Here is a 25843-nt window from a genome sequence, read left to right on the forward strand (position 1 = left end):
GCGGGGCCCGGTCACCGCCTTCGGCCGGGCACTCACTGCCGAACGGGGAATGCTTTGTCGAGCGGCTGCACCAGGAGCTTGCCGGAAACCATGGCTTGCTGGACATCGCCGGTGGTCACATAGCGCCCTTGCTGGATGACAGGGGTGATCACCTCGATGGCGCCCGCCTCGGAGAGGAAGAAGACCGTCCACGACGGGTACGTGCGCCGATCCTCGGATTCCCTCGTGCGCGTGATCTCCACGGTCCCGGGAGTCGTGGCCCGGGTTCCGGGCAGGCCCTGTCCGACGGTCTCGACCTCGGTGACCTCGAATACGCGACCGCCACCGCCAGGGGTGTACATGACCAAGAGCCGCGGCCGGGCCAGGCTCAGGTGGTTGCTCGTCGCCGGGCACATGTAGATGCCGTGCTCCCGCAGCTCGGCGAAGGCCGGCTCGTTGCCCGGAACGACGACGGCGTGATCGTGCAGTGAACGGAACCAGTCCAGCGCCGCCGACCGCTCCCAGATGGGCTTGCCCTGGTGCTGGTGGGTCGGCTCGGCCAGAAGACCCCGGTCGGCCATCTTCGCGACGCTCTTCGGCTCCCGTCCGGCGAGCCCGCCGAAATCGGCACGGTTCAAGATCTCTGGCAGCTCGGGGCGTACTGGCATATGGCTGTTCCTGTTCAGGCGTGATGTCGTGCGAGCTCTGTGGGAGCGATCCGGCCCGTACGTTAGTCGGTTGCCGTGTGAGTGTGCTCGGTTCCCGGAACCGTGCTACCCGCATGTTCGATCGCGCTGGACGAGGTGCTCGGGGGCGCTGAAGGCGACGCCGGAGAGCTGGCCGCGCAGCGGCAGTGGCCGGACCCCTTCAACTTGTCCCGGACGAGCACGAGCGGGCCGCCGGGCCGCCTGGCTGCCGATGGGCTGTGGTCAGCGGATGGCGGCAGCCATGCGAGGAGAAGCTCTTGCGTCCGTGGAAGTCCGCAGCTGTCCGTCCCGTGCACGTGGCTGTCCGTCCTGTGCAACTGAGGCCACACACGCCGAAGGGCCCCACCGCGAACGGTGGGGCCCTTCAACGTATTGCCCGGTGAGAGCAATGGCGGAGGATACGAGATTCGAACTCGTGAGGGGTTGCCCCCAACACGCTTTCCAAGCGTGCGCCCTAGGCCACTAGGCGAATCCTCCGCCGCAAACAATACAAGACGTTTGAGGGTGCTCGCGAACACGTTCCCCGAAGATCGTCCGGAGCGGCCGTGCAGGTCGTCCGGCGGGGCGGGCGGGTGGACCTGAGGGGGTGGGCATCCGCTAAGGTGGGCGTCAGCCCCTCACGTGGCGCTATCTGACTGAACTCCCCCAGGGCCGGAAGGCAGCAAGGGTAGGTCGGCTCTGGCGGGTGCGTGGGGGGTCCTTGCGTTTCCGGTCCCTGACTGTCGGGCGCTGTTCCCCGGCTGCCGGGCGTTGCTGTACGGGCCGTGTGGGGCTGGTTGTCAGTCGGCCCCGATAACCTCGTAGATGTGTCGTCCCTTGCGCTGTACCGCCGCTACCGCCCCGAGTCGTTCGCCGAGGTCATCGGTCAGGAGCATGTCACTGACCCGCTCCAGCAGGCCCTGCGGAACAACCGGGTCAATCACGCGTACCTGTTCAGCGGGCCGCGCGGCTGTGGAAAGACGACCAGCGCGCGCATCCTCGCCCGCTGCCTGAACTGCGAGCAGGGGCCCACGCCGACCCCGTGCGGGGAGTGCCAGTCCTGCCGGGATCTCGCGCGCAACGGGCCGGGGTCCATCGATGTCATCGAGATCGACGCCGCCTCGCACGGTGGTGTGGACGACGCCCGTGATCTGCGCGAGAAGGCGTTCTTCGGGCCCGCCTCCAGCCGGTACAAGATCTACATCATCGACGAGGCCCACATGGTCACCCCGGCGGGGTTCAACGCCCTGCTGAAGGTGGTCGAGGAGCCGCCGGAGCATCTGAAGTTCATCTTCGCCACGACCGAGCCCGAGAAGGTCATCGGGACGATCCGGTCGCGTACGCACCACTATCCGTTCCGGCTCGTTCCTCCCGGGACCCTGCGCAGTTATCTCGCCGATGTGTGCGGGCGGGAGAACAGCCCGGTCGAGGACGGCGTCCTGCCGCTCGTCGTGCGGGCCGGGGCCGGGTCCGTGCGTGACTCGATGTCCGTCATGGACCAGCTGCTGGCCGGTGCGGGCGACGACGGTGTGACCTACGCCATGGCGACCGCACTCCTCGGATACACCGACGGCTCGCTCCTCGACTCGATCATCGATGCCTTCGCCGCCGGTGACGGGGCCGCCGCCTTCGAGGTGGTGGACCGGGTGATCGAGGGCGGCAACGACCCCCGGAGGTTCGTGGCCGATCTGCTGGAGCGGCTGCGCGATCTGGTGATCCTCGCCGCCGTGCCCGACGCGGGGGAGAAGGGGCTCATCGACGCCCCCGCCGATGTCGTCCAGCGCATGCAGGACCAGGCATCCGTCTTCGGCGCCGCCGAGCTCAGCCGCGCCGCCGACCTGGTCAACGAGGGGCTCACCGAGATGCGCGGTGCCACCTCGCCGCGCCTCCAGGTGGAGCTGATCTGCGCCCGGGTCCTGCTCCCGGCCGCCTTCGACGACGAGCGGTCGATGCAGGCCCGGCTCGACCGGCTGGAGCGGGGCGCCTCCGCCGCTGCCGCCTCGTTCGCCGCGCCGCCCGTGGGGGCCGCTCCGATGGGGTACGTCCCCGGGCCCGAGGCCCACGCCCCGCAGGCCGCACCCGTGGCCCCCGCAGCGCCCGCGGGTCCCGATGCCGCCTGTGCTGCCGTACGGGGTGAGGCCCCGGCCCCCGCGCCTGCCGCCTACGCACCGCAGCCCCAAGCCGCCCCGCAGCCTCCGGCCGACGCCCCCGTGCAGCGGCCCGGGTCCTGGCCCACCGCCGGTGGTGGCGGGGGCGAGCAGGGGCGCCGCCCCGGTGGCTGGCCCACCGCGTCCGCCCCCGGCAGCGGCCCCGCCGCCCCGGCCCCCGCCACACCCGCCCCCGCCGCCCCCGCCCCGGCGGCCCCCTCCGCGCCCGCCGCCCCGGGCGCGGGCCCGGGCATGGCCCAGGGTGCCGGACAGGTACGGAGCATGTGGCCCGACATCCTGGAGGCGGTGAAGAACCGGCGCCGCTTCACCTGGATTCTGCTCAGCCAGAACGCGCAGGTCACCGGGTTCGACGGGACCACCCTCCAGATCGGCTTCATCAACGCGGGCGCCCGCGACAACTTCACGAGCAGCGGCAGCGAGGACGTCCTCAAGCAGGCGCTCGCCGAGCGGTTCAACGCCCAGTGGCGGGTCGAAGCGGTCGTCGACGCCTCCGGCGGTGGCGCGGCGCCCCCGCCCCCCGGCGGCGGACGCCCCCCGGCCCCGCAGTACACGCCCGCCCCGACGCCCTCACCCGCCACCTCGGCCCCGATGGCGTACGAAGGACGGCCCGCGCACGCCCCCCAGCAGCCCCAGCAGCAGCCGTCGTCGTCCCCCTCCGCGTCGCAGCGGCCCCAGCACCAGGGCCAGGGCCGGGACACCGCTCCACCGCCTGCCCCCGAGCCCTCCCACGGGTCGTACGGGGCGGAGCCGCCGCGCTCCGTCGCCCCCGAGGATGACATCCCGGAGGCCGACGACCCGGATCTCGTCGACTCCGCCCTCTCCGGCCACGAGCTGATCGTCCGCGAGCTGGGCGCCACCGTGGTGGAGGAGTTCCCCAACGAGCAGTGAGCCGGAGCAGGCGGTGAGCTGGAGCGGGCGGTGAGCTGGAGTGTGGGGTGAGCCGGAGTGTGCGGTGAGCCGGAGCGGTGGCGTCGGGGCAGGGAGTCGGCTCCGGCAGCAGTTCCCGGCCGGGCGAAGCGGTTGCCCCCGGCCGGGTGGGCGAAGCAGCAGCCCCGACCGAGCGCAGCAGTAGCGCCCGCCCGAGCGAAGCAGTATCCCTCGGCCCGCCGGGCGAAGCAGCAGCCCCAGCCCGGCGTACGAGCCGTGAGCCCGGACCCATCCGCCCCTGGACGGCTATCTGCCCCGGACAGCGACCCCACCCCCCGGACGGCCATCCGCCCTGGACAGCCATCCAGCCCCGGACAGCCTCCCCGGGACGCCCCCGCGCCCGGGACGCCCTCCCGCCCCCCCCCGGGACAGCCACCCCCCCCGGGACAGCCACCCCGCCCCCCGACTGCCGTCCAAGGACCGGCGGCCGTCCGGGGGCCGCCCGTCCGGCGGTTAGGCTGCACCCCGTGAAGGTCCTCGTCATCGGCGGCGGCGCCCGCGAACACGCCCTGTGCCGCTCTCTGTCCCTCGACCCCGATGTCACCGCTCTGTACTGCGCCCCCGGCAACGCCGGCATCGCAGAGGTGGCCGAACTGCACCCGGTCGACGCGCTCGACGGTGACGCCGTCGCGCGCCTCGCGGCCGAGCTGGGCGCCGAGCTGGTGGTCGTCGGCCCGGAGGCGCCGCTCGTCGCCGGGGTCGCCGACGCCGTGCGCGCGGCCGGCATCCCGTGCTTCGGCCCCTCCGGCGAAGCCGCCCGGCTCGAAGGCTCCAAGGCGTTCGCCAAGGACGTCATGGCCGGGGCCGGGGTCCCCACCGCCCGCAGCTACGTCTGCACCACCCCCGCCGAGATCGACGAGGCCCTCGACGCCTTCGGAGCCCCGTACGTCGTCAAGGACGACGGCCTCGCGGCGGGCAAGGGCGTCGTCGTCACCGAGGACGTCGAGGCGGCCCGCGCCCACGCCCTCTCCTGCGACCGCGTGGTCATCGAGGAGTTCCTCGACGGCCCCGAGGTCAGCCTCTTCGCCATCACCGACGGCACCACCGTGCTGCCGCTCCAGCCCGCCCAGGACTTCAAGCGCGCCCTGGACGGCGACGCGGGTCCGAACACCGGGGGCATGGGCGCCTACTCCCCGCTCCCGTGGGCCGACCCCAAGCTGGTCGACGAGGTTCTCGAAACCGTCCTCCAGCCGACCGTCGACGAGCTCCGCCGCCGGGGCACGCCCTTCTCCGGGCTGCTCTACGCGGGCCTCGCGATCACCTCGCGCGGGGTGCGGGTCATCGAGTTCAACGCCCGCTTCGGCGACCCGGAGACCCAGGTCGTGCTGGCCCGGCTGAAGACCCCGCTGGCCGGGGTCCTCCTCGCCTCCGCCAACGGCACCCTGGACGTCCTCCCGCCGCTCACGTGGCGCGACGACGCGGCGGTCACCGTCGTGATCGCCTCCCACAACTACCCGGGCACCCCCCGCACCGGCGACCCGATCGACGGGCTCGCGGAGGTCGCGGCGCAGGATGCCCCGGACGCGTACGTCCTGCACGCCGGGACCCGCGCCGAGGGCGGCACCGTCGTCAGCGCGGGCGGCCGGGTCCTCTCGGTGACCGCGACCGGCAAGGACCTCGCAGCGGCCCGTGAGCGCGCCTACACCGCCCTCGGCCGCATCCGCCTCGACGGCTCCCAGCACCGGACGGACATCGCCCTGAAGGCCGCCGGAGGCTGAGCCCTTTCCCGGTGCCCCGCTAGCTCCGCAGCCCCTCGCGCCGTCCCGCACGCCACCGGCGTACGCGGGCGGCGCGGGGGGCTGTCCGCGTACGCACCACAAGTCACGCACCAGGCCCCCGCCCCGGGTTACGCACGCGTCCCCACTCCGGGTTACGCACACCAACGCGCGACGGGTTACGCACACCTGCGCGCCACGGGGTACGGCCCCGACCTCGCCCCGCACCCGCCCTGCCCTACGGACGCGAGCACGTCAGCAGCTTTGCCCAAAGCCATTCCATCGGGTGACGACTGGGCCAGACGGATGACGCCCGCCGGGGCCCCAACTAGGGTGCGGCGCAAGCGTTCCGGCACTTGGCCCACCGGCATTGCGATGTCAGTGACGGGTGCCACAGTGGGGGAGTGAGCAACACCGTCGCGGAGCAGAGGCAGAGGGGGTGACATCCGGCCGTGTCCGGTATCGACGTGGGTGAGGAGCTGGGTGCGCGGGCCGCGCAGGCCCGGGCGCTCGCCCTGCTGCGCATCCGCAGCAGGGCGGTGGCCGCGGTGATCACGCCCGCGGCCGTGGCCGTCGTGCTGTTCGCGGCGGGTGCCCAGGGGCATCTCGGCGGGCCCGTCTGGGACGGTGTGCGCTGGGCGGTGCTCGGGGTCGCCGTCGTGGTGCTGCTGACCGCCGCCGCTGTCGCGGTGGCGATCGCGCGGGCCCGGCCCGCCGTGAGCCCGACCGTCCCCGTGGCGGAGGAGGGCGCCCCCGACCTCTACCGCCTGGTCCGGGACCTGGCCGACCGGCTCGGCGTCCCCGCGCCCTCGGCCATGGCGCTGACCCCGGACTGCGACAGCTGGCTGGAGGACCGTACGCACCGGGGCGGCGACCGTGGCCGCCGGGGCGGCGACCGTACGCACCGGGGCGGCGGAAAAGCCGCCCTGGTGGCCAAGGACACCGCCCCCGTCCTGGTGATCGGTTCGCCGTTCCTGTGGTGGATGCGGGTCGCCGAGCTCCGTGCCGTCCTCGCCCCCGTCGTGGCGGGCACCGGCTCCGCCGCGCACCCCGACATAGCCGCCGCCCGGCGCTTCGTCCGGGGCCTGGACGCCGCGGTGGCCGACGCCGCCGCCCCCGGCCGGGGCGTGTTGCGCGGGGCGCCCGTCACCTTCACCGGCTGGGTCGCCCGGCTGCTGCTGCGCGCCTGCCGGGAGCACGCCGCCGAGATGGAGCGGTGCGTGGCGGCCACGGCCTCGATGCGCGCCCAGGGCGTCGACTACGCGCTCCGTATCGCCGCCCAGGAGCAGGTCGGCCTCGCCTACGCGGGCTGGGACCGGCTGCTGACCCGGGTCGCGCTGCCCGCCTGGCGGATGGGGCGCTGGCCCTCCCGGCTGGACGCCGGGGTGGTCTCCGCCCTCACCGAGCTCTCCCGCCGGGACCGGCTGGCCGACGGCTTCGCCTCGCGCCTCGGCGAGCGCCCCGCGTGCGACCTCCTCGAAGAGCCCGGCGCCGCCGACGAGGCCACCTCCCTGCTCGCCGCCCGGCTCTTCCACGGCGGCCCGGCCGAGAGCGGTCCGGACTGGGCGCCGGTGGACTGGCAGCAGTATCCGGAAGAGGTCGTCGACCGGAAGTGGCGTACGGAGGCGGCCCGGCTGCACCGGGTGCTCGACGCCATGGGCGTACCCCCGGCCTCCGCCGCCGATCCGGCGGTGCCCACCCTGGCCCGGGTCATGGAGCACCTGTCCGGCCCCGGCACCCCCGGCGAGGAGCTCGCGGCCGGGATCGGGGCGGCGGTCGCCCGCGACGACGCCCGGGCCCCGGCACCCGGCCCGGCGCAGCAGACGGCGGCGGCCGGTGCGGGCTCCGACCCCCTCGACGTCTGGGGCCCCGACCCGCTTCCCCTCTTTCCGCTCCAGCCGCCGCGTACGGGCACGGAGCTGCTCGCCGACCACGTCGCGGCCATGGTCTGCTGCGCGGCCGTGGACACGGCGGGCGCGGCCCCCGGCCTGGACTGGCTGGACGGCCCCGCGCTGCTCGTCGACGGCGAGCGCCGGGCGGACCTCGCGACGCCGGTCCTCAGCCTGGTCGAGGACGGCGACCCGGACCCGCTGCGGTCCTGGCTGGCCGAGGTGGGCGTCCGCTGCGACAAGCCGGTGCGGCTGGTATGAGCTGCCGTACGGGCCCGGACGCGGCCCTCGACCGGTATGGACGCCGTCGTACGGGCCCGGACACGGCGTTCAACCGGTATGGACGCCGTCGTACGGGCCCGGACGCGGCGTTCACACCCGGACACGGCCCTCGGCATCGGGTAGCAGCACGACCGGTCGTGCGTAACGACCGGAAGAAAGGGTTCCGTTCACGTCAATTAACGACGAAGGGTGACGGAGTGCGTGCGTTATGTGATGTGCTGGGGATCGGCGCTGACACGGAGCGCGCCGGAGTTGTCCGGGGGACCTGAGGGAGGGGCGCGGCATGGGGGCGGAGCAGATTCGCCGATGGGAGTCGGGCGCCCTCGCGCACGCGGTGAGCGACCCCTTCGGACAGGGCCCGCTGCCCTGGCTGCGCGGCAGTGAGAACTACTTCGACGACACCGGCCAGGTCGTCCCCTGGTACGCGGACCCCGAGCTCGGCCGCTCCACCGGCGGCGGCACCCGCACCGCCGACGACGTGCACCGCCAGATCAAGGGCTTCGCCTCGCCCGGAGCGGCGGCCCCCGGCGAGGCCATCGACTTCCACATCACCGTGGACCCGCCCCAGCAGTTCTCCGTCGACATCTACCGGATCGGTCATTACGGCGGTGACGGCGCCGCCAAGATCACCACGAGCCCGCGCCTCTCCGGCATCGTCCAGCCCGCCCCCCTCGCCGCCGACCGGACCGTCTCCTGCCACCACTGGTGGATGTCCTGGCGGCTCCAGATCCCCAGCTACTGGTCGGTCGGCGCGCATGTGGCCGTCCTGACGACCGCCGACGGGTACCGCTCGCACATCCCGTTCACCGTCCGCCACGACCACCCCGCCGACCTGCTGCTCCTGCTCCCGGACATCACCTGGCAGGCGTACAACCTCTACCCGGAGGACGGCCGGACCGGCGCCAGCCTCTACCACGCGTGGGACGAGCGGGGGCGGCTGCTCGGCGAGGAGGACGCCGCCGTCACGATCTCCTTCGACCGCCCGTACGCGGGGGCCGGCCTGCCCCTGCACGTGGGGCACGCGTACGACTTCATCCGCTGGGCCGAGCGGTACGGCTACGACCTCGCCTACGCCGACGCCCGCGACCTGCACGCGGGCCGCATCGACCCCAGCCGCTACCGGGGCCTGGTCTTCCCCGGCCACGACGAGTACTGGTCGCTCCCGATGCGCCGGGCCGCCGAGCGCGCCCGCGACTCCGGCACCTCGCTCGTCTTCCTCTCCGCCAACACCATGTACTGGCAGGTGGGCCTCGCCCCCTCCGCCTCAGGCATCCCCGACCGGCTGCTGACCTGCCGCAAACGCCGGGGGCCCGGCAAGTCCGCCCTCTGGCGCGAGGTGGACCGGCCCGAGCAGCAGCTGCTGGGCATCCAGTACGCGGGGCGGGTGCCCGAGCCCAGCCCGATGGTCGTCCGCAACGCCGAGCACTGGCTCTGGGACGCCACGGGCGCGGCCGACGGCGACGAGATCCCGGGCCTGGTCGCCGGGGAGGCCGACCGCTACTTCCCCCGGACGAGCCTGCCCGAGCACGACAACCGCATCCTGCTCGCCCACTCCCCGTACCAGGACTCCGAAGGCGCCACCCGCCACCAGGAGACCTCCCTCTACCAGGCCCCCTCCGGCGCGCTCGTCTTCGCCTCCGGCACCTTCGCCTGGTCCCCGGCCCTGGACCGCCCCGGCCACGTCGACGCCCGTATCCAGCAGGCCACGGCCAACCTCCTCGACCGGATCTGCAAGCGCGACTGAATCCGGGCCCGTACGACGCGGCTGGCCGGATTTATCGGCGCGGTCGGCCGGATTTGCCGACGCGGCCAACGGCCCGGAATCGCCCGGGCGTTCACGCGGCTCTGATCGCCAGCCCCTATTCAGAAGATCTTGTTCCGTGTGTAGCTTACGTGTAAGTTGACTTATTCTGCGGCGAGTTGGCCAACATCGGCAGCTGCGCTGCCCAGGGGGGGAATCCCTGGTGTTCTTCCATCCGAAGCCAAGGCCCTCGAACGGCCTTGCACCATGGGGAGATGACGAAATGGGTGCCAAGAGACCCGTGCTGACGCGCGCCGCCACGGTGGCCGCCGTGTCGGTCGCCCTGCTTGCCTCCGCCACCTCGACGGCTACGGCCGACGGCGACGGCGATTGCACGAACACCGGCAACATCTGCGTGTTCAATTACCAGCAGCCCACCAGCTACACCGAGGGCTACTACGACTTGAACGACCCGCACCCGAACTTCCACGGCAAGTACTACTTGATCAAGCGCGCGTATCTCGGTGACTCGATCGGTGCCGCGTCGAATGACGCCAAGGCGCCCACCTCGTGTGCCGGATTCACCTTCTACTGGCACACGGGCTATGGCGGTACGAGTTACTTCGCCAGCCGGAACTTCCGCTACCTGACCTTCTATGACAACAACAACGAGTTCTCCTCGTTCCGGAAGACCGGGTGCTGACGAAGGTGACCGGACTTCCGCGCGCCGTCGGGGCGACCGCCCTGCTCGCTCTCGCGATGTGCGCCTGCTCATCCCCGGGCGCAGGGGGCGGAGAGCCCGAGATCGGCTCCGTCCCCACCCCGGGGCATCTCGACGCAGCGCAGATCACCACGCCGCTCGACGCCTACCTCCCCACACCGGAGGAGAACTACACGCTCAAGAAGGCGCGTGTGCTGCTGGTCAACGCCTGTATGAGGGGCCTGGGTTACGCGCAGAACCCGCAGCCGCTGGCGCGGTTCAGCGGAAAGCCGTATCTGGAGCACTCCGAGTTCCTGGTGGTGCCGATCGCCCAGGCGGAGAAGTACGGCTACAAGCCGCCGCCCGCCCCCGACCGGGAGAAAGGGTCAGGGGCCGAGTCGCTGTACGCCAAGAACGTGACGGACGTACAGGGCGACCTGTTGAGCGGCAGGGTCTCCACGTTCAACGGCAAGAAGGTTCCCGCGGGGGGCTGCGAGGGCGAAGCCCTGCGGACCATCACGGCGGGAGCGGCGACCTCGGAGGAGGTCACCTTGCCGGACGGCTCGGCTGCCGGTGCCGGCAAGGGAGGTTTCGGCGAGGGTTTCGCCGAGATGGTGGTCGCATCCGCGCGGGGAAAGGCCATGGCCGAGGTCCGCGAGGACAGCCGCTTTCTCGACGCTTCCGAGCGCTGGTCGGACTGCATGAAGAAGCAGGGTTACGACTACGACTCCCCGAGCAGCGCCTGGAACGAGAAGAAGTGGTCCGACGCCACCCGGGCCGGGAAGCGGGAGATCGCCGTCGCGGTCGCCGACATGGGTTGCAAGAAGAAGGTCAACTACCTGGGCGTGGGCATTGCCCTGGAGACGGCCTACGAGAAACAGGTGATCGAAGAGAGCGCCGAAGTTCTCGAGGACGCCAAGGACAAGACCGCCAGGTGGATCGAGAATGCGAACCAAGCGATCGAAGCACGCTGACCGTGGTATGTCCGCCGGCGGGCCTGCGCACGATGCGCCGCCACCGGCCCTGGCCCGTCGCAGGCGCGTACTGATCGCGGTCGTCGTGGGGGCGCTGGTGGCAGGAGGCATCGGCTTCGGGGCCTCCACGATGATCAAGTCACCCGCTCAGGCCGCTGCGGAGGCGGGAGCCCCGGAGCGGGACGTACTCACGGCCGACGTCGAGCTCCGCGTGCTGCGCGCCTCGCTGGTGGTACGCGGGCAGGTCGCGGCCGAGCGGACCCTCACCGTCTCCGCGGCGGTGAGCGCCGCGGAGGGGGCCGAACCTCTGGTCACCAAGGCGCCGCTGCGGGCCGGTGACCGGGTGAAGGCGGCGAGCGTGCTCGTGGAGATCTCGGGGCGGCCGGTCTTCGCGCTGCCCGGCTCTCTTCCCGCCTACCGCGACCTCAAGCCAGGGGCCCGCGGGCCGGACGTGACCCAGCTGCGCGAAGCGCTTGCCGGGCGTGGCTTTCCCTCGACCGCCGATCCCGCGGGTGAGTTCGGCGCCGGAACCCAGGCCGCCCTGGACGCCTTCTACCGGTCCCTCGGATACGACCCACGCCCGGTTGTCGAGGACGGCGCCGCCCAGGTCGAGGCGGCCATGACGTCCGTCACCGACGCCGAGAGGGCGTTGCAGGACGTCCGGGCCGCGGACCGGCAGGAGGAGAAGACCGTGGTCCGGGCCCAGGAGGACCTGGGCCGGGCCGAGAAGGCGTTGGCCGCGGCGCGTCTTCAGGCCGGTGCCATGCTCCCCGCCTCGGAAGTCGTCTTCCTGGACCGCTTTCCGGCCCGGGTCGAGTCGGTCACCGTCGGAGTGGGTGACCGGGCTCCGGGCAGCGTCATGACGATCTCCTCCGGTTCGCTCGGCGTAAGGGGAGTGCTCACGCCTAGTCAGCGCGGCGTGGTGCGGTCCGGGCAGAAGGTGCGCATCCTCGCCGAGGCCACGGGCGACGAGTTCGACGGCACGGCCACCTCGGTCACCGAACCGGGCGGCTCGGTGCGGCGGGAAGGGGGCGACGGCGAGTCGGAAGGCGGCGGGGAGGGGGAAGCCGATGGCGCGGGCGCCCTGGCCACCCTGAACGTCACCCCGGACAAGAAGATCGACGCGGCGCTCGTCGGCCAGGAGGTGCGGCTCACCATCGAGATCAAGGCTTCCCGGGGCAAGGTCCTGGTCGTCCCCTTCTCCGCCGTATCGTCCGCCGCGGACGGCAGCACCGTCGTCACGGTCCTCGCCCGGAACGGGGAACGCCGTCAGATACGGGTACGCCCCGGTCTGGAGGGCGACGGCAGTGTCCAGGTGACCCCGGTGCCGCAGGACGCCCTCGCGCCCGGTGACCGTGTCATCGTCGGCAAGGCGCCGGGTGGCGAGGGCGGAGCCCGTTGACTCCCGCGCCGGTCATCGAGTTCCGCGGCGTCGGGCTCACCTATCCCGGCCCGCCGCCCGTCCCCGCGTTCCTTCCCGTCGACCTCGTCATCACAGGCGGTGAGTACGTCACCATCACCGGGCCCTCCGGGTCGGGCAAGTCGACGTTCCTCAATATCGCGGGCCTCATCGACGCGCCCACCGAGGGGCGTTGTCTGCTCGACGGCATGGACACCACCGGCCTTCCGGACTCCGATCGGGCCGGACTGCGCGGGCGGCGCATCGGATTCGTCTTCCAGTCGTTCCACCTGCTGCCGCACCGCAGTGCCCTGGACAACGTGGCGCTCGCCATGGTCTACAGCGGGGTTCCCCGCCGGGAACGGGCCGCCCGCGCCCGGGACGCACTGGTCAGGGTGGGGCTGGGCCACCGCGTCGACGCCATGCCGACGAGGCTCTCCGGTGGGGAGCGGCAGCGCGTGGCCATCGCGCGCGCCTTGGTGGGACGCCCCTCCCTTCTGCTGTGCGACGAGCCGACAGGCAACCTCGACACGGCGACCGCCGACTCGGTCCTCGCCCTTCTCGATGATCTGCACAAGGACGGAATGACTCTCGTCGTCATCACCCACGACGCCGCGGTCGCGGCCCGCGGCAGCCGCGCCCTGGCCATCCGGGACGGCAGGCTCACCGAGCCGCGCCCGGCCCGTGACGCGAGGCCCGCCCCGCTCCACACCTCGGCCGACCACCGGTCCGGCGCGTGAGGCCCCCGGGTCGAGGAGCCCGGCGGGCCGGACGCCGCAGGGGCGGACACCGCCGGACCGACCGGGCCGACGTCTCCCGCTTCGCGCTGCGCGACCTCCTGTCGGAGGCCGTCGCGGGCGTGCTCCAGCGGCCGGCGCGCTCGGTGCTCACCGCACTGGGCACGGTGCTGGGCATCGGGTCGTTCGTGGCCGTCCTCGGTCTGACGGCGACGACCTCATCCCAGATCGACGGCCGCTTCAACGCGCTGACCGCCACCGAGGTCACGGTCGAGGACATCGGTGCGGCCGACGGATCGGCCATCGGCGTCTCCTTCCCCGATGACGCGGCCGACCGGATCGAACGTCTCAACGGCGTCTCGGACGCCGGCGTCTACTGGCCGGTGAGCCTCCCGGACGGCGCCGGCGTCCGGGCCTCCCCCGTCGGTGCCACCGTCGGTGAGGAGGAGACCCAGGTCGCGGCCGCGGGCCCGGGTGTCCTGCGCGCGGCGCAGCCCACGCTGGAGGCGGGGCGGCTCTTCGACGAATACCACGAGAAGGAAGCCGTCCCGGTGGCCGTCGTCGGCTCCGGGATGGCCGCCAGGCTCGGCATCACCACACTGGAGAGCCGTCCGGTCGTGTTCATCGGGGACCGGCCCTTCACGGTCATCGGCATCATCGGCGACGTGCGGCGCAAGACCGATCTGCTGCTCTCCGTCGTCGTACCGGGCAGTGTCGCCGCCCGCGAGTGGGGCGAGCCCGGCGCGGAGTCCCCCGCCAGGATGCTGATATCCACGGAGCTGGGCGCAGCCACCCAGATCGCCGACCAGGCGCCCCTGGCCCTCGACCCGGCCCACCCGGAGCGGTTCAAGGCGGTTCCGCCACCGGACCCCAAGGCGCTGCGTGACACCGTCGGCTCGGACCTGAACCAGCTCTTCCTGCTGCTGGCCGTCGTGTGCCTGGTCATCGGGGCGGTCGGCATCGCCAACACGACCTTGGTGGCCGTGCTTGAGCGGACGGGAGAGATCGGTCTGCGTCGCACTCTGGGAGCGCGGGCCGGACACATCACCAGCCAGTTCCTGGCCGAGTCCGCGGCCCTGGGAACGGTGGGCGGGCTGGTGGGGACCGCGTTGGGCGCACTGACGGTGGTGGCCGTCGCGGTGGCGCGGGAGTGGACACCGGTCGTGCACCCCACCACGCTGCTCGCAGCGCCCCTGATCGGCCTGGTGACGGGGCTGCTCGCGGGGGCGTACCCGGCATGGCGGGCCAGCCGGATCGAGCCCGCCGAGGCGCTGCGTCGCTGAGTACGGGCGTGCGACGGCGGCCGGGAGGGCCGGTGGCGGGCCGGGTCCGCACGCCCCGCCGGGCCCCGCGCGCGCTCCGCCCCCTCCGTACGGGACAATCGGAACCGCTCCTGGATCAATCTACGCGGAGGCACCGTGTCCGGTTTTGTAGAAAAGCCCGAGCCCGTGCAGGTTCCGGGCCTCACCCACCTGCACACCGGCAAGGTGCGTGACCTGTACCGGAACGAGGCGGGCGACCTCGTCATGGTCGCCAGCGACCGTATCTCCGCCTACGACTGGGTCCTGCCGACCGAGATCCCCGACAAGGGCCGCGTCCTCACCAAGCTCTCGCTCTGGTGGTTCGACCAGCTCGCCGACCTCGTCCCCAACCACGTCATCTCCACCGAGCTGCCGCCCGGCGCCCCGGCGGAGTGGGCGGGCCGCACCCTCGTCTGCAAGAACCTGCGCATGGTCCCGGTCGAGTGCGTGGCGCGCGGCTATCTCACCGGCTCCGGGCTGGTCGAGTACAACGCCTCCCGTACGGTCTGCGGCATCGGCCTCCCCGAGGGACTGGTCGACGGCTCCGAGCTGCCCGGCCCGGTCTTCACCCCCGCCACCAAGGCGGCCGTCGGCGACCACGACGAGAACGTGACGTACGAGGAGGTCGCCCACCAGGTCGGTGTGGAGACCGCCGCCGAGCTGCGCCGGACCACGCTCGACGTCTACCGCCGCGCGCGGGACATCGCCCACCACCGCGGGATCATCCTGGCCGACACCAAGTTCGAGTTCGGCCACGAGAGCACCGAGGACGGCGGCGAGCGGCTGATCATCGCGGACGAGGTGCTGACCCCGGACTCCTCGCGCTTCTGGCCCGCCGCCACCTGGCAGCCCGGCCGCGCGCAGCCCTCGTACGACAAGCAGTTCGTCCGCGACTGGCTGACCTCCCCGGCCTCCGGCTGGGACCGCGCGAGCGAGACGCCGCCGCCCGCGCTCCCGCAGGAGATCGTGGACGCGACCCGCGCCAAGTACATCGAGGCGTACGAAGTCCTGACCGGCGCCACCTGGGCGTGACGGGCGGCGGATGAAAACGGAGAAGGCCCCGGTCCTCAAGGACCGGGGCCTTCTCCGTAACTGGAGCGGACGACCAGGTTCGAACTGGCGACCTCAACCTTGGCAAGGTTGCGCTCTACCAACTGAGCTACGTCCGCGTGCGCCGAAGTGCGGTGCCCACTATACCCAACCCCGCTCGCGGGCGAGACGCACCGCCGTATGCCGGTTCTCCGCACCGATCTTGGAGACGGCCGAGGAGAGGTAGTTGCGGACCGTCCCCTGCGAGAGCGAGGCCCGCTCCGCGATCTCCGCGACGGGCGCCCCGTCCGCCGCCAGTTCGAGCACCTCGGCCTCCCGGGCGGTCAGCGGGGAGTCCCCGGCGGAGATGGCGTCGGCCGCCAACTCCGGGTCGACGTAACGGTTTCCGGCGTGGACGGTACGAATGATCTCGGCGAGCCGACGGGCGCTGACGGTCTTGGGCACGAACCCGCGCACCCCGGCGGCCAGCGCCCGCTTGAGGTGCCCGGGGCGGCCGTGGCTGGTCACGATCATGGTGCGGCAGCCGGGGAGTTCGGCGCGCAGCGATGTGGCGACCTTCACACCGTCCGCGCCCGGCATCTGGAGATCGAGGACGGCGACATCGGGCCGGTGCGCGAGGGCCATCGCGAGCGCCTCGGGGCCGCTCGCCGCCTCCGCGACCACCACGAGGTCGTCCTCCAGCGCGAGCAGCGCGGCCAGCGCGCCCCGGATCAGGTGCTCGTCGTCGGCGAGCAGCACCCGCAGGGGCCGGCCGGAGCCCTCGGTGGTCATGTCCCCTTCGGCGGTCATCCTCTTCCCTCCGGGCGGGCGGTACGGGTGGTGTGGGCGGTACGGGTGTGGGTCACCGGTGCTCCGGCGGGGCGGGGCGGGCCGGAGAGGCGGTACGGGCGGTGGTCATCGGCCTGTCCGGGGAGGAGGCGGTACGGGGGGTGTCATCGGCCTGTCCGGGAAGAGGAAGAGGCGGTACGGGCCGGGGCCGGGGTCGTCCCGGTGGTCATCGGTCCTCCGGGGAGAGCGTCCGGGGTGTGGGGGACGGGCGGACCGCCGGGGCCGTGAGCGGGACCGTCGCCGTGACGCGGAACAGGCCCTCCCCGGCCGCCCCGGCCGCCAGCGAACCGCCCAGGGCCGCGAGCCGCTCCCGCAGCCCGGCCAGCCCGGAGCCGCCGTCGGCCGGGTCCGTCCCCGTGGTGACGGCCCCGTCGTTCTCGACCTCCAGCACCACCGCGCCCGAAGCCGTCGTCAGCCGGATCACACAGTTCCGGGGGTCGCCGTGGCGCAGGACGTTGGTCGCCGCCTCGCGGACCACCCAGCCCAGGGCCGCCTGGACCGCCGGGGGCGCCCCGATCCCCGCCGGGCCGTCGGCGCCCTCCACGGTGCAGCTGATCCCGGCGGCCTCCAGCACGCCCTTGGCGCCCAGGAGTTCGGTGGGCAGGTCGGCCTCGCGGTAGCCCCGTACGACATCGCGTACCTCCTGCTGCGAGGCGCGGGCGATCCGCTGGACCTCGACCATCTGGTCCACGGCCGCCGCGTTCCCGCGCTGGGCCAGCTCCACGGCCAGCTCGCTCTTCAGCGCGATCACCGCCAGGTTCCGGCCCAGCACGTCGTGCATGTCCCGGCCGAACCGCAGCCGCTCCTCCGCCACCGCGAGCCGGGCCTGCATGTCCCGCGCGTCCTCCGCCTGCCACATCACCATCAGGGTCCAGGCGCTCGGCCGGGCCGAGCTGAGCACCAGCAGGATGACGACGGCCAGCGAGAGGGACGCCCCGAACAGCAGGCCGCCGGGCACTCCGACGGCCGCCAGGAGCGCCACCACGGCCGCCGCGAAGGCCGCGGAGCGGAGCAGGTACGTCCGGACGGGGACGAGGAGCACGTACGGGGTGGCGAACGCCAGGGGGAGGTCCAGCACCAGCAGGGCCAGCCCCGCCTCGCCGACGGCGTCCACCGCCGCCAGGGCCACCAGCAGCCCGGTGGCCGCCGCCAGCAGCACCGCCGGGAGCCGCAGCCGACGGGGCGGGAAGGGCTCCGCGCCCCGGTAGTGGGCGAAGGCGGGCCCCACATTGCGGTTGCTCAGCACGCACTGCATGACGTTCAGGGCGAAGAACGCCGCGCCGAGGGCCACCGCCCCCGGCCCCCGGTCCAGGATCGCGCCGAGCGGCATCAGGCCCCAGGACAGCAGGAAGACCCAGGGGAGCAGACAGAGCGTGACCCGGGTGTAGAGGTCGATGCGCTGGAGCTTGGTCCGCTCCTGCCAGTCGCGCCGCCAGCCCCGTACCCGCTCGGGTCCGATCACCTCGTCCAGCCCCTTCGTCCGGCCCCCGCGGGGAGTCCCGTCCCCGTGGGAATTCTTGTGCACTCAGCCGCGCGGGTCCCAGCGGAACCACCGCTGCACAGCAAACACCGCGAACGCGGTCCAGGCCAGCGCCGTCACCCCGGCCGTGACCAGGTCGCCGGTCTCCGCGTGGCCGAGCCAGCCGTGCCGTACGAGGGTCATCACCCCGGTCAGCGGCAGCAGTTCGAACACCGAGGCCAGCCGGTCCGGGAAGACGTCCAGCGGGACGAAGATCCCCGAGCCGAAGAGCGAGACGAAGAACAGCGGCAACGTGGTGAGCTGCGAGGTCTGGACCGTACGGGTCATCGCGGAGGTCGCGGCGGCCAGCGCGGACATCATCACGAGGCCCACGACCAGACCCAGCAGGAACAGCTCGGGCCGCTTCGGGGCGGTCAGGTCGAAGGCGATCGCCCCGGCCACGACCAGCAGCACGCACTGGAGGAGCGCGAGGGCGACGGAGGGCAGGGCGGTGGCGGTGAGGATCTCGCGGTCGGTGATCTCGCCGGTGCGCAGCCGCTTGAGGACGAGTTCCTCGCGCCGGGTGACGTACCCGGTGACGAGGTTCATGTAGACCACCTGGACCAGCACGATGCCGATCCCGCCGGTGAGGGCGGCGCCCGCGATAGAGAGCCCGGTGCCCGCGAGGTCGATCTGCTGGAGCGAGGCCCGGATCGAGAAGATCATCACGACCGGCAGCACCAGGGCCAGGAAGATCGCGGACCGGTTGCGGACCAGCAGGATCAGCTCGGCGCGGGCGAGGGCGGCCAGCCGCCGCCCGGAGGCGGAAGCCTTCGAGGGGGAGCGGCCGGGGGCCGTGCGGTCGTCCGCGAGGACGGTGGGCGTCGTCATGCCGTCACCTTCTTCTTGCTGTCCATGGCCCCGGCCCCGCGCGGGTCCTCGGAACGGGAGCGGAGCTGGGTGTTCGCGATCTGGAGGAACGCCTCCTCCAGGGAGGCGGAGCGCGCGTCGAGCCCGAGCAGCGCCACGCCCGACTCCTGTGCCCACCCGAGGAGTTCGTGCAGCGACTCCTGGAGCGTGGCGGTACGGATCTCGATCCGCTGCCCCTCGCCGCCCGCGCGCAGGGAGAGCGGAAGGTGCCCCGCCGGTACGCCGTCGGGCAGCGTGAACCGGATTCTGGCGGGCTGCGACGCGGTGACCTCGGCGGTCGTCCCGGCCGTCACGATCTGCCCCTGGTGCATGATCGCCAGCCGGTCCGCGAGCGCCTCGGCCTCCTCCAGGTAGTGCGTGGTCAGGAGTACGGTCGTGCCGCCGTCCCGGAGCGCCCGGATCAGCTCCCAGGTGTCGCGCCGCCCCTCCGCGTCCAGCCCCGTGGTCGGCTCGTCCAGGAAGAGCACCTCGGGCCGCGAGGTCAGGGCCAGCGCCAGGTCCAGGCGCCGCTTCTCCCCGCCGGACAGCTGCTTGACCCGCACCTTCGTACGGCTCGTGAGCCCGACCATCTCCAGGGCCTCGGCGGCGGGGCGGGCCCCGGTGGTGCACGCCGACCACATCCGCGCGGTCTCCAGGACGGTGAGGTCGGAGGGGAAGCCGCCCTCCTGGAGCATCACCCCGGTCCGGGGCCGGACGGCGGCGCGCTCGCGGTACGGGTCGTGGCCGAGGACCCTGATGGTCCCGGAGGTCGGGAGCGCCAGCCCCTCCAGGAGCTCCACGGTGGAGGTCTTGCCCGCGCCGTTCGTCCCGAGCAGGGCGAACAGCTCGCCGCGGGCCACGGAGAAGGAGACACCCGACACGGCCTCGAAGCCGTCCTGGTAGCTGCGGCGGACCCCGTCCGCCACGATCACCGGCCCGTCCACCACGGGACGGGCCGCCCGGTCGCTGAGAAAGTCGTCGCTGGTCATGCTTCGAGCTTTCCGCCGGAGCGGGCCCGCGAGCAGTGCGCGCTGTCACCAGTGCCCATGACAAACGTCATGGCGGGGGAAGGCGAACACGACAGAGGCCCTGACTGATTCGGTCAGGGCCTCTGTTCTGTGGAGCGGACGACCAGGTTCGAACTGGCGACCTCAACCTTGGCAAGGTTGCGCTCTACCAACTGAGCTACGTCCGCAGTGCAACCACTCGGCTTTCACCGGTGGAGCGAGCACCACTCTACCTGATCCACCGGAGTGGTCCGAAGAGTCGTGCGGAGCGGGTGACAGGAATTGCACACTGCGCCTTCCCCCTGGAAGGGGGATGTTCTACTACTGAACTACACCCGCACGCTGCTGGGGGTTTCGGCTTTTCGGCCTCGCCCCTCGGCGTGCTCCAGACTCTAGCCGACCTGCGGGGGTGTCGCGCAAGTCGGCTCCCGGCGGGCCCCGTGAGGCGGGTCGGCGGGCGGTCCCGGAGCGTGCCGCGGAGCCGTGCGACGAGCCTCCCGGTCCGCCCGGTCGCGGCCCCGCGCACCCCTCCTGACGGAGCGTCCGCCGCCGGAGGGCGGACGCTCGCGCCCGGTTCCTCAGTCGGCCGCCTTGAACGCCTCGTAGACCTTCTTCGGGATGCGGCCCCGGGCCGGCACCTCCATCCGGTGCGAGCGGGCCCAGGCGCGGACGGCCGCGGGGTCCGGGGCGAGGGAGGTGTGGTGGTAGGCCGCGGGGGTCCTGCCGTGCTTGCTGGCATTTGTCTGCTTTCGACCGGCCGCCATGTAAGGCGCCAGGGTCTTCCGCAGTTTCTTCGCGTTGGCGGGATTGAGGTCGATCTCGTACGTCTTCCCGTCCAGGGCGAAGGTGACCGTTTCCGCCGCTGTTCCCCCGTCGATGTCGTCGGAGAGCGTAACCACTACGCGCTGGGCCACGGATATCGGTCCTTTCCTACGGCGTCGGCGCGTCGGGCGTGCGCCGGTGGGCCGGCCTTCCGGCTGTTAGGCGGATACGGGTCGACTGCTGTCGACTGTTCCGGTGTTCCCGGGGCAATGCTGCTTTCCCCGGTAATCATTTGTACAGCGGTGGGTACCGCATTGTGAAGCCCAGCCAATTACATCCGCGTGTCCGGGCGCAATCCCGGGCGTGATTCTTTCCCAGGACTTTTCCCACCGGTTGTCGTGGCCGATATCCCGATGTGATCCGCGCCGGACCCGATGTGATCTGTGCCGGACCTGTGGGGGTCCGGCCGCCGTATCCGTTCTGTATCCGTTCCGTCTCATATCTACCCGCGTAGAAATTTCGGGCAGGTACGCTGAGTGGACCCGCGGGGGTCTGGGGAACCCCCCGGAGAGACAGCCGCACCACACCACCACACCGGGAGTGCCAGTGGCACGCGTCGTAGTCGACGTCATGCTCAAGCCGGAGATCCTCGACCCGCAGGGACAGGCGGTGCAGCGTGCGCTGCCCCGTCTTGGCTTCGAGGGAATCGCGGACGTTCGTCAGGGAAAGCGTTTCGAGCTGGAGGTCGAGGGGCCGGTCGACGACGCCGCCCTCGCCCGTATTAACGAGATGGCCGAGACCTTCCTCGCCAACACCGTCATCGAGGACTTCGTCGTGAAGGTGGAGGAGGAGAAGTGACCACCCGTATCGGCGTCGTCACTTTTCCCGGCACCCTGGACGATCAGGACGCCCTGCGCGCGGTCCGGATCGCGGGCGCGGAGCCCGTATCGCTCTGGCACCGCGACAAGGATCTGCACCAGGTCGACGCGGTCGTCCTGGCCGGCGGCTTCTCCTACGGGGACTACCTCCGGGCCGGAGCCATCTCGCGCTTCTCGCCGGTGATGGAGACGCTCATCGAGCAGGCGAAGGCCGGTCTGCCGGTCCTCGGCATCTGCAACGGCTTCCAGATCCTGACCGAGGCGCACCTGCTGCCCGGCGCGATGCTGCGCAACAACCACCTCCACTTCATCTGCCGCGACCAGAAGCTGCGGGTGGAGAACGCGGAGACCGCCTGGACCGCCGACTACAGCGCGGGCCAGGAGATCAGCGTCCCGCTCAAGAACATGGACGGCCGGTACACCGCCGACGAGCGCACGCTCGACGAGCTGGAGGCCGAGGGCCGGGTCGCCTTCCGCTACCTGGACGGCAACCCCAACGGCTCGCTCCGTGACATCGCGGGCATCACCAACGCGGCGGGCAACATCGTCGGTCTGATGCCGCACCCGGAGCACGCCGTCGAGCCGCTCATCGGCACCGGCCGCACCGACGGCCTCGGTTTCTTCACCTCGATCATCAAGAAGCTGGTCAACGCATGAGCCTGGATACGGTCAAGCACGCGGCCGAGACCCCGGACGCCGAGCAGCCCTGGAAGGAGCTCGGCCTCAAGGAGGACGAGTACGCCCGGATTCGCGAGATCCTGGGCCGCCGCCCCACCGGAGCCGAGCTCGCCATGTACTCGGTGATGTGGTCGGAGCACTGCTCGTACAAGAGCAGCAAGGTCCACCTCAAGCAGTTCGGCGAGAAGGTCCCCGTCAACGACGCGATGCTCGTCGGCATCGGGGAGAACGCGGGCGTCGTGGACGTCGGCCAGGGGTACGCGGTCACCTTCAAGGTCGAGTCGCACAACCACCCCTCGTACATCGAGCCCTACCAGGGCGCGGCCACCGGTATCGGCGGCATTGTCCGTGACATCCTCGCGATGGGCGCCCGCCCGGTCGCCGTCGTCGACCCGCTGCGCTTCGGCGCCGCCGACCACCCCGACACCAAGCGCGTCCTGCCGGGCGTCGTCGCGGGCATCGGCGGCTACGGCAACTGCCTGGGCCTGCCCAACATCGGCGGCGAGGTCGTCTTCGACGCCTGCTACCAGGGCAACCCGCTGGTCAACGCCGGGTGCATCGGCGTCATGAAGCACGAGGACATCCACCTCGCGAAGGCGTCCGGCGCGGGCAACAAGGTCATCCTGTACGGCGCCCGCACCGGCGGCGACGGCATCGGCGGTGTCTCGGTGCTGGCCTCGGAGACCTTCGAGTCGACCGGCCCCGCCAAGCGCCCGGCCGTCCAGGTCGGTGACCCCTTCCAGGAGAAGCTCCTCATCGAGTGCACCCTGGAGATCTTCCGGGAGAAGCTGGTCGACGGCATCCAGGACCTCGGCGGCGCCGGGCTCTCCTGCGCCACCTCCGAGCTGGCCTCGGCCGGTTCCGGCGGGATGCGCGTCGAGCTGGACACCGTGCCGCTGCGCGACTCCTCGCTCTCGCCCGAGGAGATCCTCATGAGCGAGTCGCAGGAGCGCATGTGCGCGATCGTCGAGCCGCAGCACGTGGACCGCTTCCTGGAGATCTGCGAGAAGTGGGACGTCATCGCCACCGTCATCGGTGAGGTGACCGAGGGCTCCCAGCTGGAGATCTTCTGGCACGGCGAGCAGATCGTGGACGTGCCGCCGCGCACGGTCGCCCACGAAGGCCCGGTCTACCAGCGCCCGTTCGCCCGCCCGTCCTGGCAGGACGCGCTCCAGGCGGACGACGCGGGGAACCTCGCCCGCCCGGCGAACGCCGTCGAGCTGCGCGAGCAGGTCCTCAAGCTGGTCGCCTCCCCGAACCAGGCGTCCAAGGCGTGGATCACCGACCAGTACGACCGTTTCGTGCAGGGCAACACCGTGCTGGCGATGCCCGAGGACGCTGGCATGGTCCGGATCGACGCCGACTCCAACCTGGGTGTGGCGATGGCGACGGACGGCAACGGCCGGTACGCCAAGCTCGACCCGTACGCGGGCGCGCAGCTCGCGCTGGCGGAGTCGTACCGCAACGTCGCCGCCTCCGGCGCCAAGCCGCTCGCCATCTCCAACTGCCTGAACTTCGGCTCCCCCGAGGACCCGGACGTCATGTGGCAGTTCGCCGAGGCCACGCGCGGTCTCGCGGACGGCTGCCTGGAGCTGGGCACCCCGGTCACCGGCGGCAATGTCTCGCTCTACAACCAGACCGGTGAGACGGCGATCCACCCGACGCCGGTCGTGGCCGTGCTCGGTGTGATCGACGACGTCACCCGGCGTACGCCGGTCGCCTTCGCGGAAGAGGGCCAGCTCCTCTACCTGCTCGGTGACACGGCGGAGGAGTTCGGCGGCTCGGCCTGGTCCGAGGTCGTCCACCAGCACCTCGGCGGTCTGCCGCCGAAGGTGGACCTGGGCCGCGAGAAGCTGCTCGCCGAGATCCTCATCTCCGCCTCGCGCGACGGCATGATCGACGCGGCGCACGACCTGTCCGACGGCGGCCTGATCCAGGCGGTCACCGAGTCCTGCCTGCGCGGCGGGAAGGGCGCCCGGCTGGTCGTGCCGGACGGCCTGGACGCGTTCACGTTCCTCTTCTCCGAGTCGGCGGGGCGCGCGGTCGTCGCGGTCCCGCGCAGCGAGGAGCTCCGCTTCACCGACATGTGCGGCGCGCGCGGTCTGCCCGTCGCCCGCATCGGTGTCGTGGACGGCGAAGAGATCGAGCTCCAGGGCGAGTTCAGCATCCCGCTGAGCGAGATCCGTACGGCGCACGAGGCGACGATCCCCGCGCTGTTCGCCTGAGCCGCGCGCCGACCGGCGTTCTCGAAGCCCCCGCCCGGGCCCTCCGGGTGGGGGCTTCGGCCTTCCTCGGGCCCTCTTGATGGCGATTACGTCATTACGTAAGTTCGCTGTCATGGAGCTGGAACAGCGGGTCGCCGAGCTGGAGAGGCGGCTCACGGCGCTGGAGCGGCGGGACCGCGAGGCCCCCCGCCTGGGCGACGGCGACTTCTGGGCGCTGAACGGGCTGAAACAGCAGCTCGCCGACGTCGGAGAGGCCGCCGCCGACGGGGGCGTGCTCTTCACGGGCGCGGTCCGGCTGCCCACCGGCGAGCAGTACGAGTGGCAGTACGGCGCCCTCACCGGCGCCCTCCTCGATGGGGAGGGCGTGGACGACGCGTCGGCGTCGGCGGATTCGCTCGCCGCGCTGGGCCACCCGGTACGGCTGCGCCTGCTCCGCGAGATCCTCGGCGGCCGTCGTACCGCCGCCGAGCTGGCCGCACTCGACGCGGTCGGCACCACCGGCCAGATCTACCACCACCTGCGCCAGCTGACCGGCGCGGGCTGGCTGCACACCACCGGCCGCGGCCGGTACGAGGTGCCGGCCGCCCGGGTGGTGCCGCTGCTGGTGGTGCTGGCGGCGGCGACACCGTAGAAGCAACGGAGCATCAGGGGAGAGCGAGCATGTCCGTCCGCACAGCAGTGGAGAGGGCCCACCGGATCTCCTGGGTGGTGCTGCTCGCGCTGGTCGCCGCCGCGTTCTTCGTCGACCTGCCCGGACCGGGGTGGGCGACCACGCTGCTGCCCGCGGGGGTCGTCTCGGCCCTCCTGCTGGCGGTGTTCGTCCTCCAGGGCAGGGCCGCCGCGCCGCGGGGCGAGCCGAGGGACCCGGTGGCGGTCGAGCCGCCGGTGACCGGCCGCTGGACCGCGCTGAACAGCCCGGCGGAGAAGACGCCGAGCCATGGGACGCACGTCCACGGGCAGACGTACGCGATCGACATCCTGGCCGAACCGGAGGGCGAGGACGGCGGGCCATCCGCCCGCCCCCCGTTCCGCTGGGTCTGGCCGGTCGTCCGCCGCAACGACCGCTTCCCGGCCTTCGGCGCCCCGCTGCTCGCGGTGGCGGACGCCACGGTCGTCCGGGTGAGCGACGGACAGCGTGACCACCTGAGCCGCAACTCGCTGCCCGCCCTCGCCTACCTGATGCTCATCGAGGGCAACGTCCGCATGACCCTCGGCGCGCACCGCATCTTCGGCAACCACGTGATCCTCGACCTCGGCGGCGGTACATACGCGGCCTACGCCCACGTTCGGCGCGGCTCCCTGAAGGTGAGGGCCGGGGACAGGGTCCGGGCCGGGCAGGAGATCGGGCAGGTGGGCAACTCCGGCAACACCACCGAACCGCACCTCCACTTCCAGCTGATGGACCACCCGGACCTCCACACCGCCCGGGGCATCCCGTTCACCTGGCGGGGCGTCGGAGTCCCCGGAGGCGGCGAGACGTTCACCGTCGGGGAGCGGGCCGCATCGGCTCGACCGGGCACCGATGTCAGTGGGGCGGGCTAACCTCGGC

Annotated in this window: 21 protein-coding genes, 4 tRNA genes, 1 other RNA gene and 1 pseudogene; 16 read left to right on the forward strand and 11 right to left on the reverse strand. The window is 72.3% G+C overall.

Annotation, left to right across the window (positions count from 1 at the left end):
• Positions 1-32: 32 nt before the first annotated feature.
• Together B7C62_18285 and B7C62_18290 are read right to left on the reverse strand one after the other, a co-directional pair.
• Positions 33-647, reverse strand: coding sequence for a hypothetical protein (locus B7C62_18285; GenBank protein ARF73986.1), 615 nt, complete (start codon positions 645-647; stop codon positions 33-35).
• Between the two features lie 428 nt (positions 648-1075).
• Positions 1076-1163 (reverse strand) — tRNA-Ser (locus B7C62_18290).
• Between the two features lie 134 nt (positions 1164-1297).
• On the opposite strand from B7C62_18290, the gene ffs reads away from it, so the two are divergent.
• Both ffs and B7C62_18300 read left to right on the forward strand, forming a co-directional pair.
• Positions 1298-1388: signal recognition particle sRNA small type (gene ffs / locus B7C62_18295), an RNA gene on the forward strand.
• Between the two features lie 104 nt (positions 1389-1492).
• Positions 1493-3721, forward strand: a complete 2229-nt coding sequence (locus B7C62_18300) for a hypothetical protein (GenBank protein ID ARF73987.1) — start codon at positions 1493-1495, stop codon at positions 3719-3721.
• Between the two features lie 306 nt (positions 3722-4027).
• Here the strand turns inward: B7C62_18300 and B7C62_18305 are convergent.
• Positions 4028-4224 (reverse strand): annotated as a pseudogene (locus tag B7C62_18305) (hypothetical protein).
• Between the two features lie 3 nt (positions 4225-4227).
• Here B7C62_18305 and B7C62_18310 point away from each other — a divergent pair.
• The 9 genes from B7C62_18310 to B7C62_18350 all read left to right on the forward strand — a co-directional run bounded on the left by B7C62_18310 (position 4228) and on the right by B7C62_18350 (position 15530).
• The gene (locus B7C62_18310) at positions 4228-5478 is read left to right on the forward strand and encodes a phosphoribosylamine--glycine ligase (protein ID ARF73988.1); all 1251 of its coding nucleotides are present in this window, start codon (positions 4228-4230) and stop codon (positions 5476-5478) included.
• A 449-nt stretch (positions 5479-5927) separates the two neighbouring features.
• On the forward strand, positions 5928-7625 hold the full coding sequence (locus B7C62_18315; protein ID ARF73989.1) for a hypothetical protein: 1698 nt from the start codon (positions 5928-5930) through the stop codon (positions 7623-7625).
• 304 nt (positions 7626-7929) lie between these two features.
• Positions 7930-9390, forward strand: coding sequence for a phosphoribosylamine--glycine ligase (locus B7C62_18320; GenBank protein ARF73990.1), 1461 nt, complete (start codon positions 7930-7932; stop codon positions 9388-9390).
• A gap of 280 nt (positions 9391-9670) precedes the next feature.
• A complete protein-coding gene (locus B7C62_18325; protein ARF73991.1) occupies positions 9671-10090 on the forward strand; it encodes a hypothetical protein in 420 nt (139 codons plus the stop codon).
• Positions 10084-11061, forward strand: coding sequence for a hypothetical protein (locus B7C62_18330; protein ARF73992.1), 978 nt, complete (start codon positions 10084-10086; stop codon positions 11059-11061). Before B7C62_18325 ends, B7C62_18330 begins: the two co-directional genes overlap by 7 nt.
• 70 nt (positions 11062-11131) lie before the next feature.
• Positions 11132-12463 carry a hypothetical protein gene (locus B7C62_18335; protein ID ARF77242.1) on the forward strand — a complete coding sequence of 444 codons (1332 nt, stop codon included), beginning with the start codon at positions 11132-11134 and terminating at the stop codon, positions 12461-12463.
• Complete coding sequence (locus B7C62_18340) at positions 12460-13200, forward strand: macrolide ABC transporter ATP-binding protein (GenBank protein ARF73993.1); 741 nt, start codon at positions 12460-12462, stop codon at positions 13198-13200. The genes B7C62_18335 and B7C62_18340 overlap by 4 nt, the downstream gene beginning before the upstream one ends.
• Positions 13197-14480, forward strand: coding sequence for an ABC transporter (locus B7C62_18345; GenBank protein ARF73994.1), 1284 nt, complete (start codon positions 13197-13199; stop codon positions 14478-14480). Before B7C62_18340 ends, B7C62_18345 begins: the two co-directional genes overlap by 4 nt.
• A 135-nt stretch (positions 14481-14615) precedes the next feature.
• Positions 14616-15530, forward strand: a complete 915-nt coding sequence (locus tag B7C62_18350) for a phosphoribosylaminoimidazolesuccinocarboxamide synthase (protein ARF73995.1) — start codon at positions 14616-14618, stop codon at positions 15528-15530.
• A gap of 61 nt (positions 15531-15591) precedes the next feature.
• Here the strand turns inward: B7C62_18350 and B7C62_18355 are convergent.
• From B7C62_18355 to B7C62_18390, 8 genes are all read right to left on the reverse strand, one after another.
• Positions 15592-15667, reverse strand: a tRNA-Gly gene (locus B7C62_18355).
• Positions 15668-15689: 22 nt separating this feature from the next.
• On the reverse strand, positions 15690-16319 hold the full coding sequence (locus tag B7C62_18360) for a DNA-binding response regulator (GenBank protein ID ARF77243.1): 630 nt from the start codon (positions 16317-16319) through the stop codon (positions 15690-15692).
• Between the two features lie 223 nt (positions 16320-16542).
• The gene (locus tag B7C62_18365) at positions 16543-17838 is read right to left on the reverse strand and encodes a sensor histidine kinase (GenBank protein ID ARF77244.1); all 1296 of its coding nucleotides are present in this window, start codon (positions 17836-17838) and stop codon (positions 16543-16545) included.
• A 63-nt stretch (positions 17839-17901) separates the two neighbouring features.
• Positions 17902-18726: a hypothetical protein gene (locus B7C62_18370; protein ARF73996.1), complete on the reverse strand. Its 825-nt coding sequence runs from the start codon at positions 18724-18726 to the stop codon at positions 17902-17904.
• On the reverse strand, positions 18723-19733 hold the full coding sequence (locus B7C62_18375) for a multidrug ABC transporter ATP-binding protein (protein ID ARF73997.1): 1011 nt from the start codon (positions 19731-19733) through the stop codon (positions 18723-18725). The genes B7C62_18370 and B7C62_18375 overlap by 4 nt, the downstream gene beginning before the upstream one ends.
• A gap of 130 nt (positions 19734-19863) precedes the next feature.
• Positions 19864-19939, reverse strand: a tRNA-Gly gene (locus tag B7C62_18380).
• Between the two features lie 76 nt (positions 19940-20015).
• Positions 20016-20090: transfer RNA gene (locus tag B7C62_18385), tRNA-Gly, on the reverse strand.
• Between the two features lie 239 nt (positions 20091-20329).
• Positions 20330-20665 (reverse strand): hypothetical protein, encoded by a 336-nt coding sequence (locus tag B7C62_18390; GenBank protein ARF73998.1) that lies wholly within the window; start codon positions 20663-20665, stop codon positions 20330-20332.
• 454 nt (positions 20666-21119) lie between these two features.
• Here B7C62_18390 and B7C62_18395 point away from each other — a divergent pair, with 454 nt between their 5' ends.
• The 5 genes from B7C62_18395 to B7C62_18415 all read left to right on the forward strand — a co-directional run bounded on the left by B7C62_18395 (position 21120) and on the right by B7C62_18415 (position 25836).
• Positions 21120-21371, forward strand: a complete 252-nt coding sequence (locus B7C62_18395) for a phosphoribosylformylglycinamidine synthase subunit PurS (GenBank protein ARF73999.1) — start codon at positions 21120-21122, stop codon at positions 21369-21371.
• Positions 21368-22048 (forward strand): phosphoribosylformylglycinamidine synthase I, encoded by a 681-nt coding sequence (locus tag B7C62_18400; GenBank protein ARF74000.1) that lies wholly within the window; start codon positions 21368-21370, stop codon positions 22046-22048. The genes B7C62_18395 and B7C62_18400 overlap by 4 nt, the downstream gene beginning before the upstream one ends.
• The gene (locus tag B7C62_18405; GenBank protein ID ARF74001.1) at positions 22045-24294 is read left to right on the forward strand and encodes a phosphoribosylformylglycinamidine synthase II; all 2250 of its coding nucleotides are present in this window, start codon (positions 22045-22047) and stop codon (positions 24292-24294) included. Before B7C62_18400 ends, B7C62_18405 begins: the two co-directional genes overlap by 4 nt.
• 112 nt (positions 24295-24406) lie before the next feature.
• Positions 24407-24925, forward strand: coding sequence for an ArsR family transcriptional regulator (locus B7C62_18410; protein ARF74002.1), 519 nt, complete (start codon positions 24407-24409; stop codon positions 24923-24925).
• 29 nt (positions 24926-24954) lie between these two features.
• Entirely contained in the window at positions 24955-25836 is an 882-nt protein-coding gene (locus B7C62_18415; GenBank protein ARF74003.1) for a peptidase M23, read from the forward strand.
• The last annotated feature ends 7 nt before the right edge of the window (positions 25837-25843 follow it).

It is taken from the genome of Kitasatospora albolonga (genome assembly GCA_002082585.1).
In the GTDB taxonomy this organism is placed as follows: domain Bacteria; phylum Actinomycetota; class Actinomycetes; order Streptomycetales; family Streptomycetaceae; genus Streptomyces; species Streptomyces stephensoniae.

Bases quoted from the DNA above. Each gene is read 5' to 3' on its own strand.
- B7C62_18410 (ARF74002.1), top strand. From the start codon at position 24,407: ATGGAGCTGGAACAGCGGGTCGCCGAGCTGGAGAGGCGGCTCACGGCG.
- B7C62_18360 (ARF77243.1), bottom strand. From the start codon at position 16,319: ATGACCACCGAGGGCTCCGGCCGGCCCCTGCGGGTGCTGCTCGCCGAC.
- B7C62_18325 (ARF73991.1), top strand. From the start codon at position 9,671: ATGGGTGCCAAGAGACCCGTGCTGACGCGCGCCGCCACGGTGGCCGCC.
- B7C62_18415 (ARF74003.1), top strand. From the start codon at position 24,955: ATGTCCGTCCGCACAGCAGTGGAGAGGGCCCACCGGATCTCCTGGGTG.
- B7C62_18285 (ARF73986.1), bottom strand. From the start codon at position 647: ATGCCAGTACGCCCCGAGCTGCCAGAGATCTTGAACCGTGCCGATTTC.
- B7C62_18370 (ARF73996.1), bottom strand. From the start codon at position 18,726: ATGACGACGCCCACCGTCCTCGCGGACGACCGCACGGCCCCCGGCCGC.
- B7C62_18320 (ARF73990.1), top strand. From the start codon at position 7,930: ATGGGGGCGGAGCAGATTCGCCGATGGGAGTCGGGCGCCCTCGCGCAC.
- B7C62_18405 (ARF74001.1), top strand. From the start codon at position 22,045: ATGAGCCTGGATACGGTCAAGCACGCGGCCGAGACCCCGGACGCCGAG.
- B7C62_18375 (ARF73997.1), bottom strand. From the start codon at position 19,733: ATGACCAGCGACGACTTTCTCAGCGACCGGGCGGCCCGTCCCGTGGTG.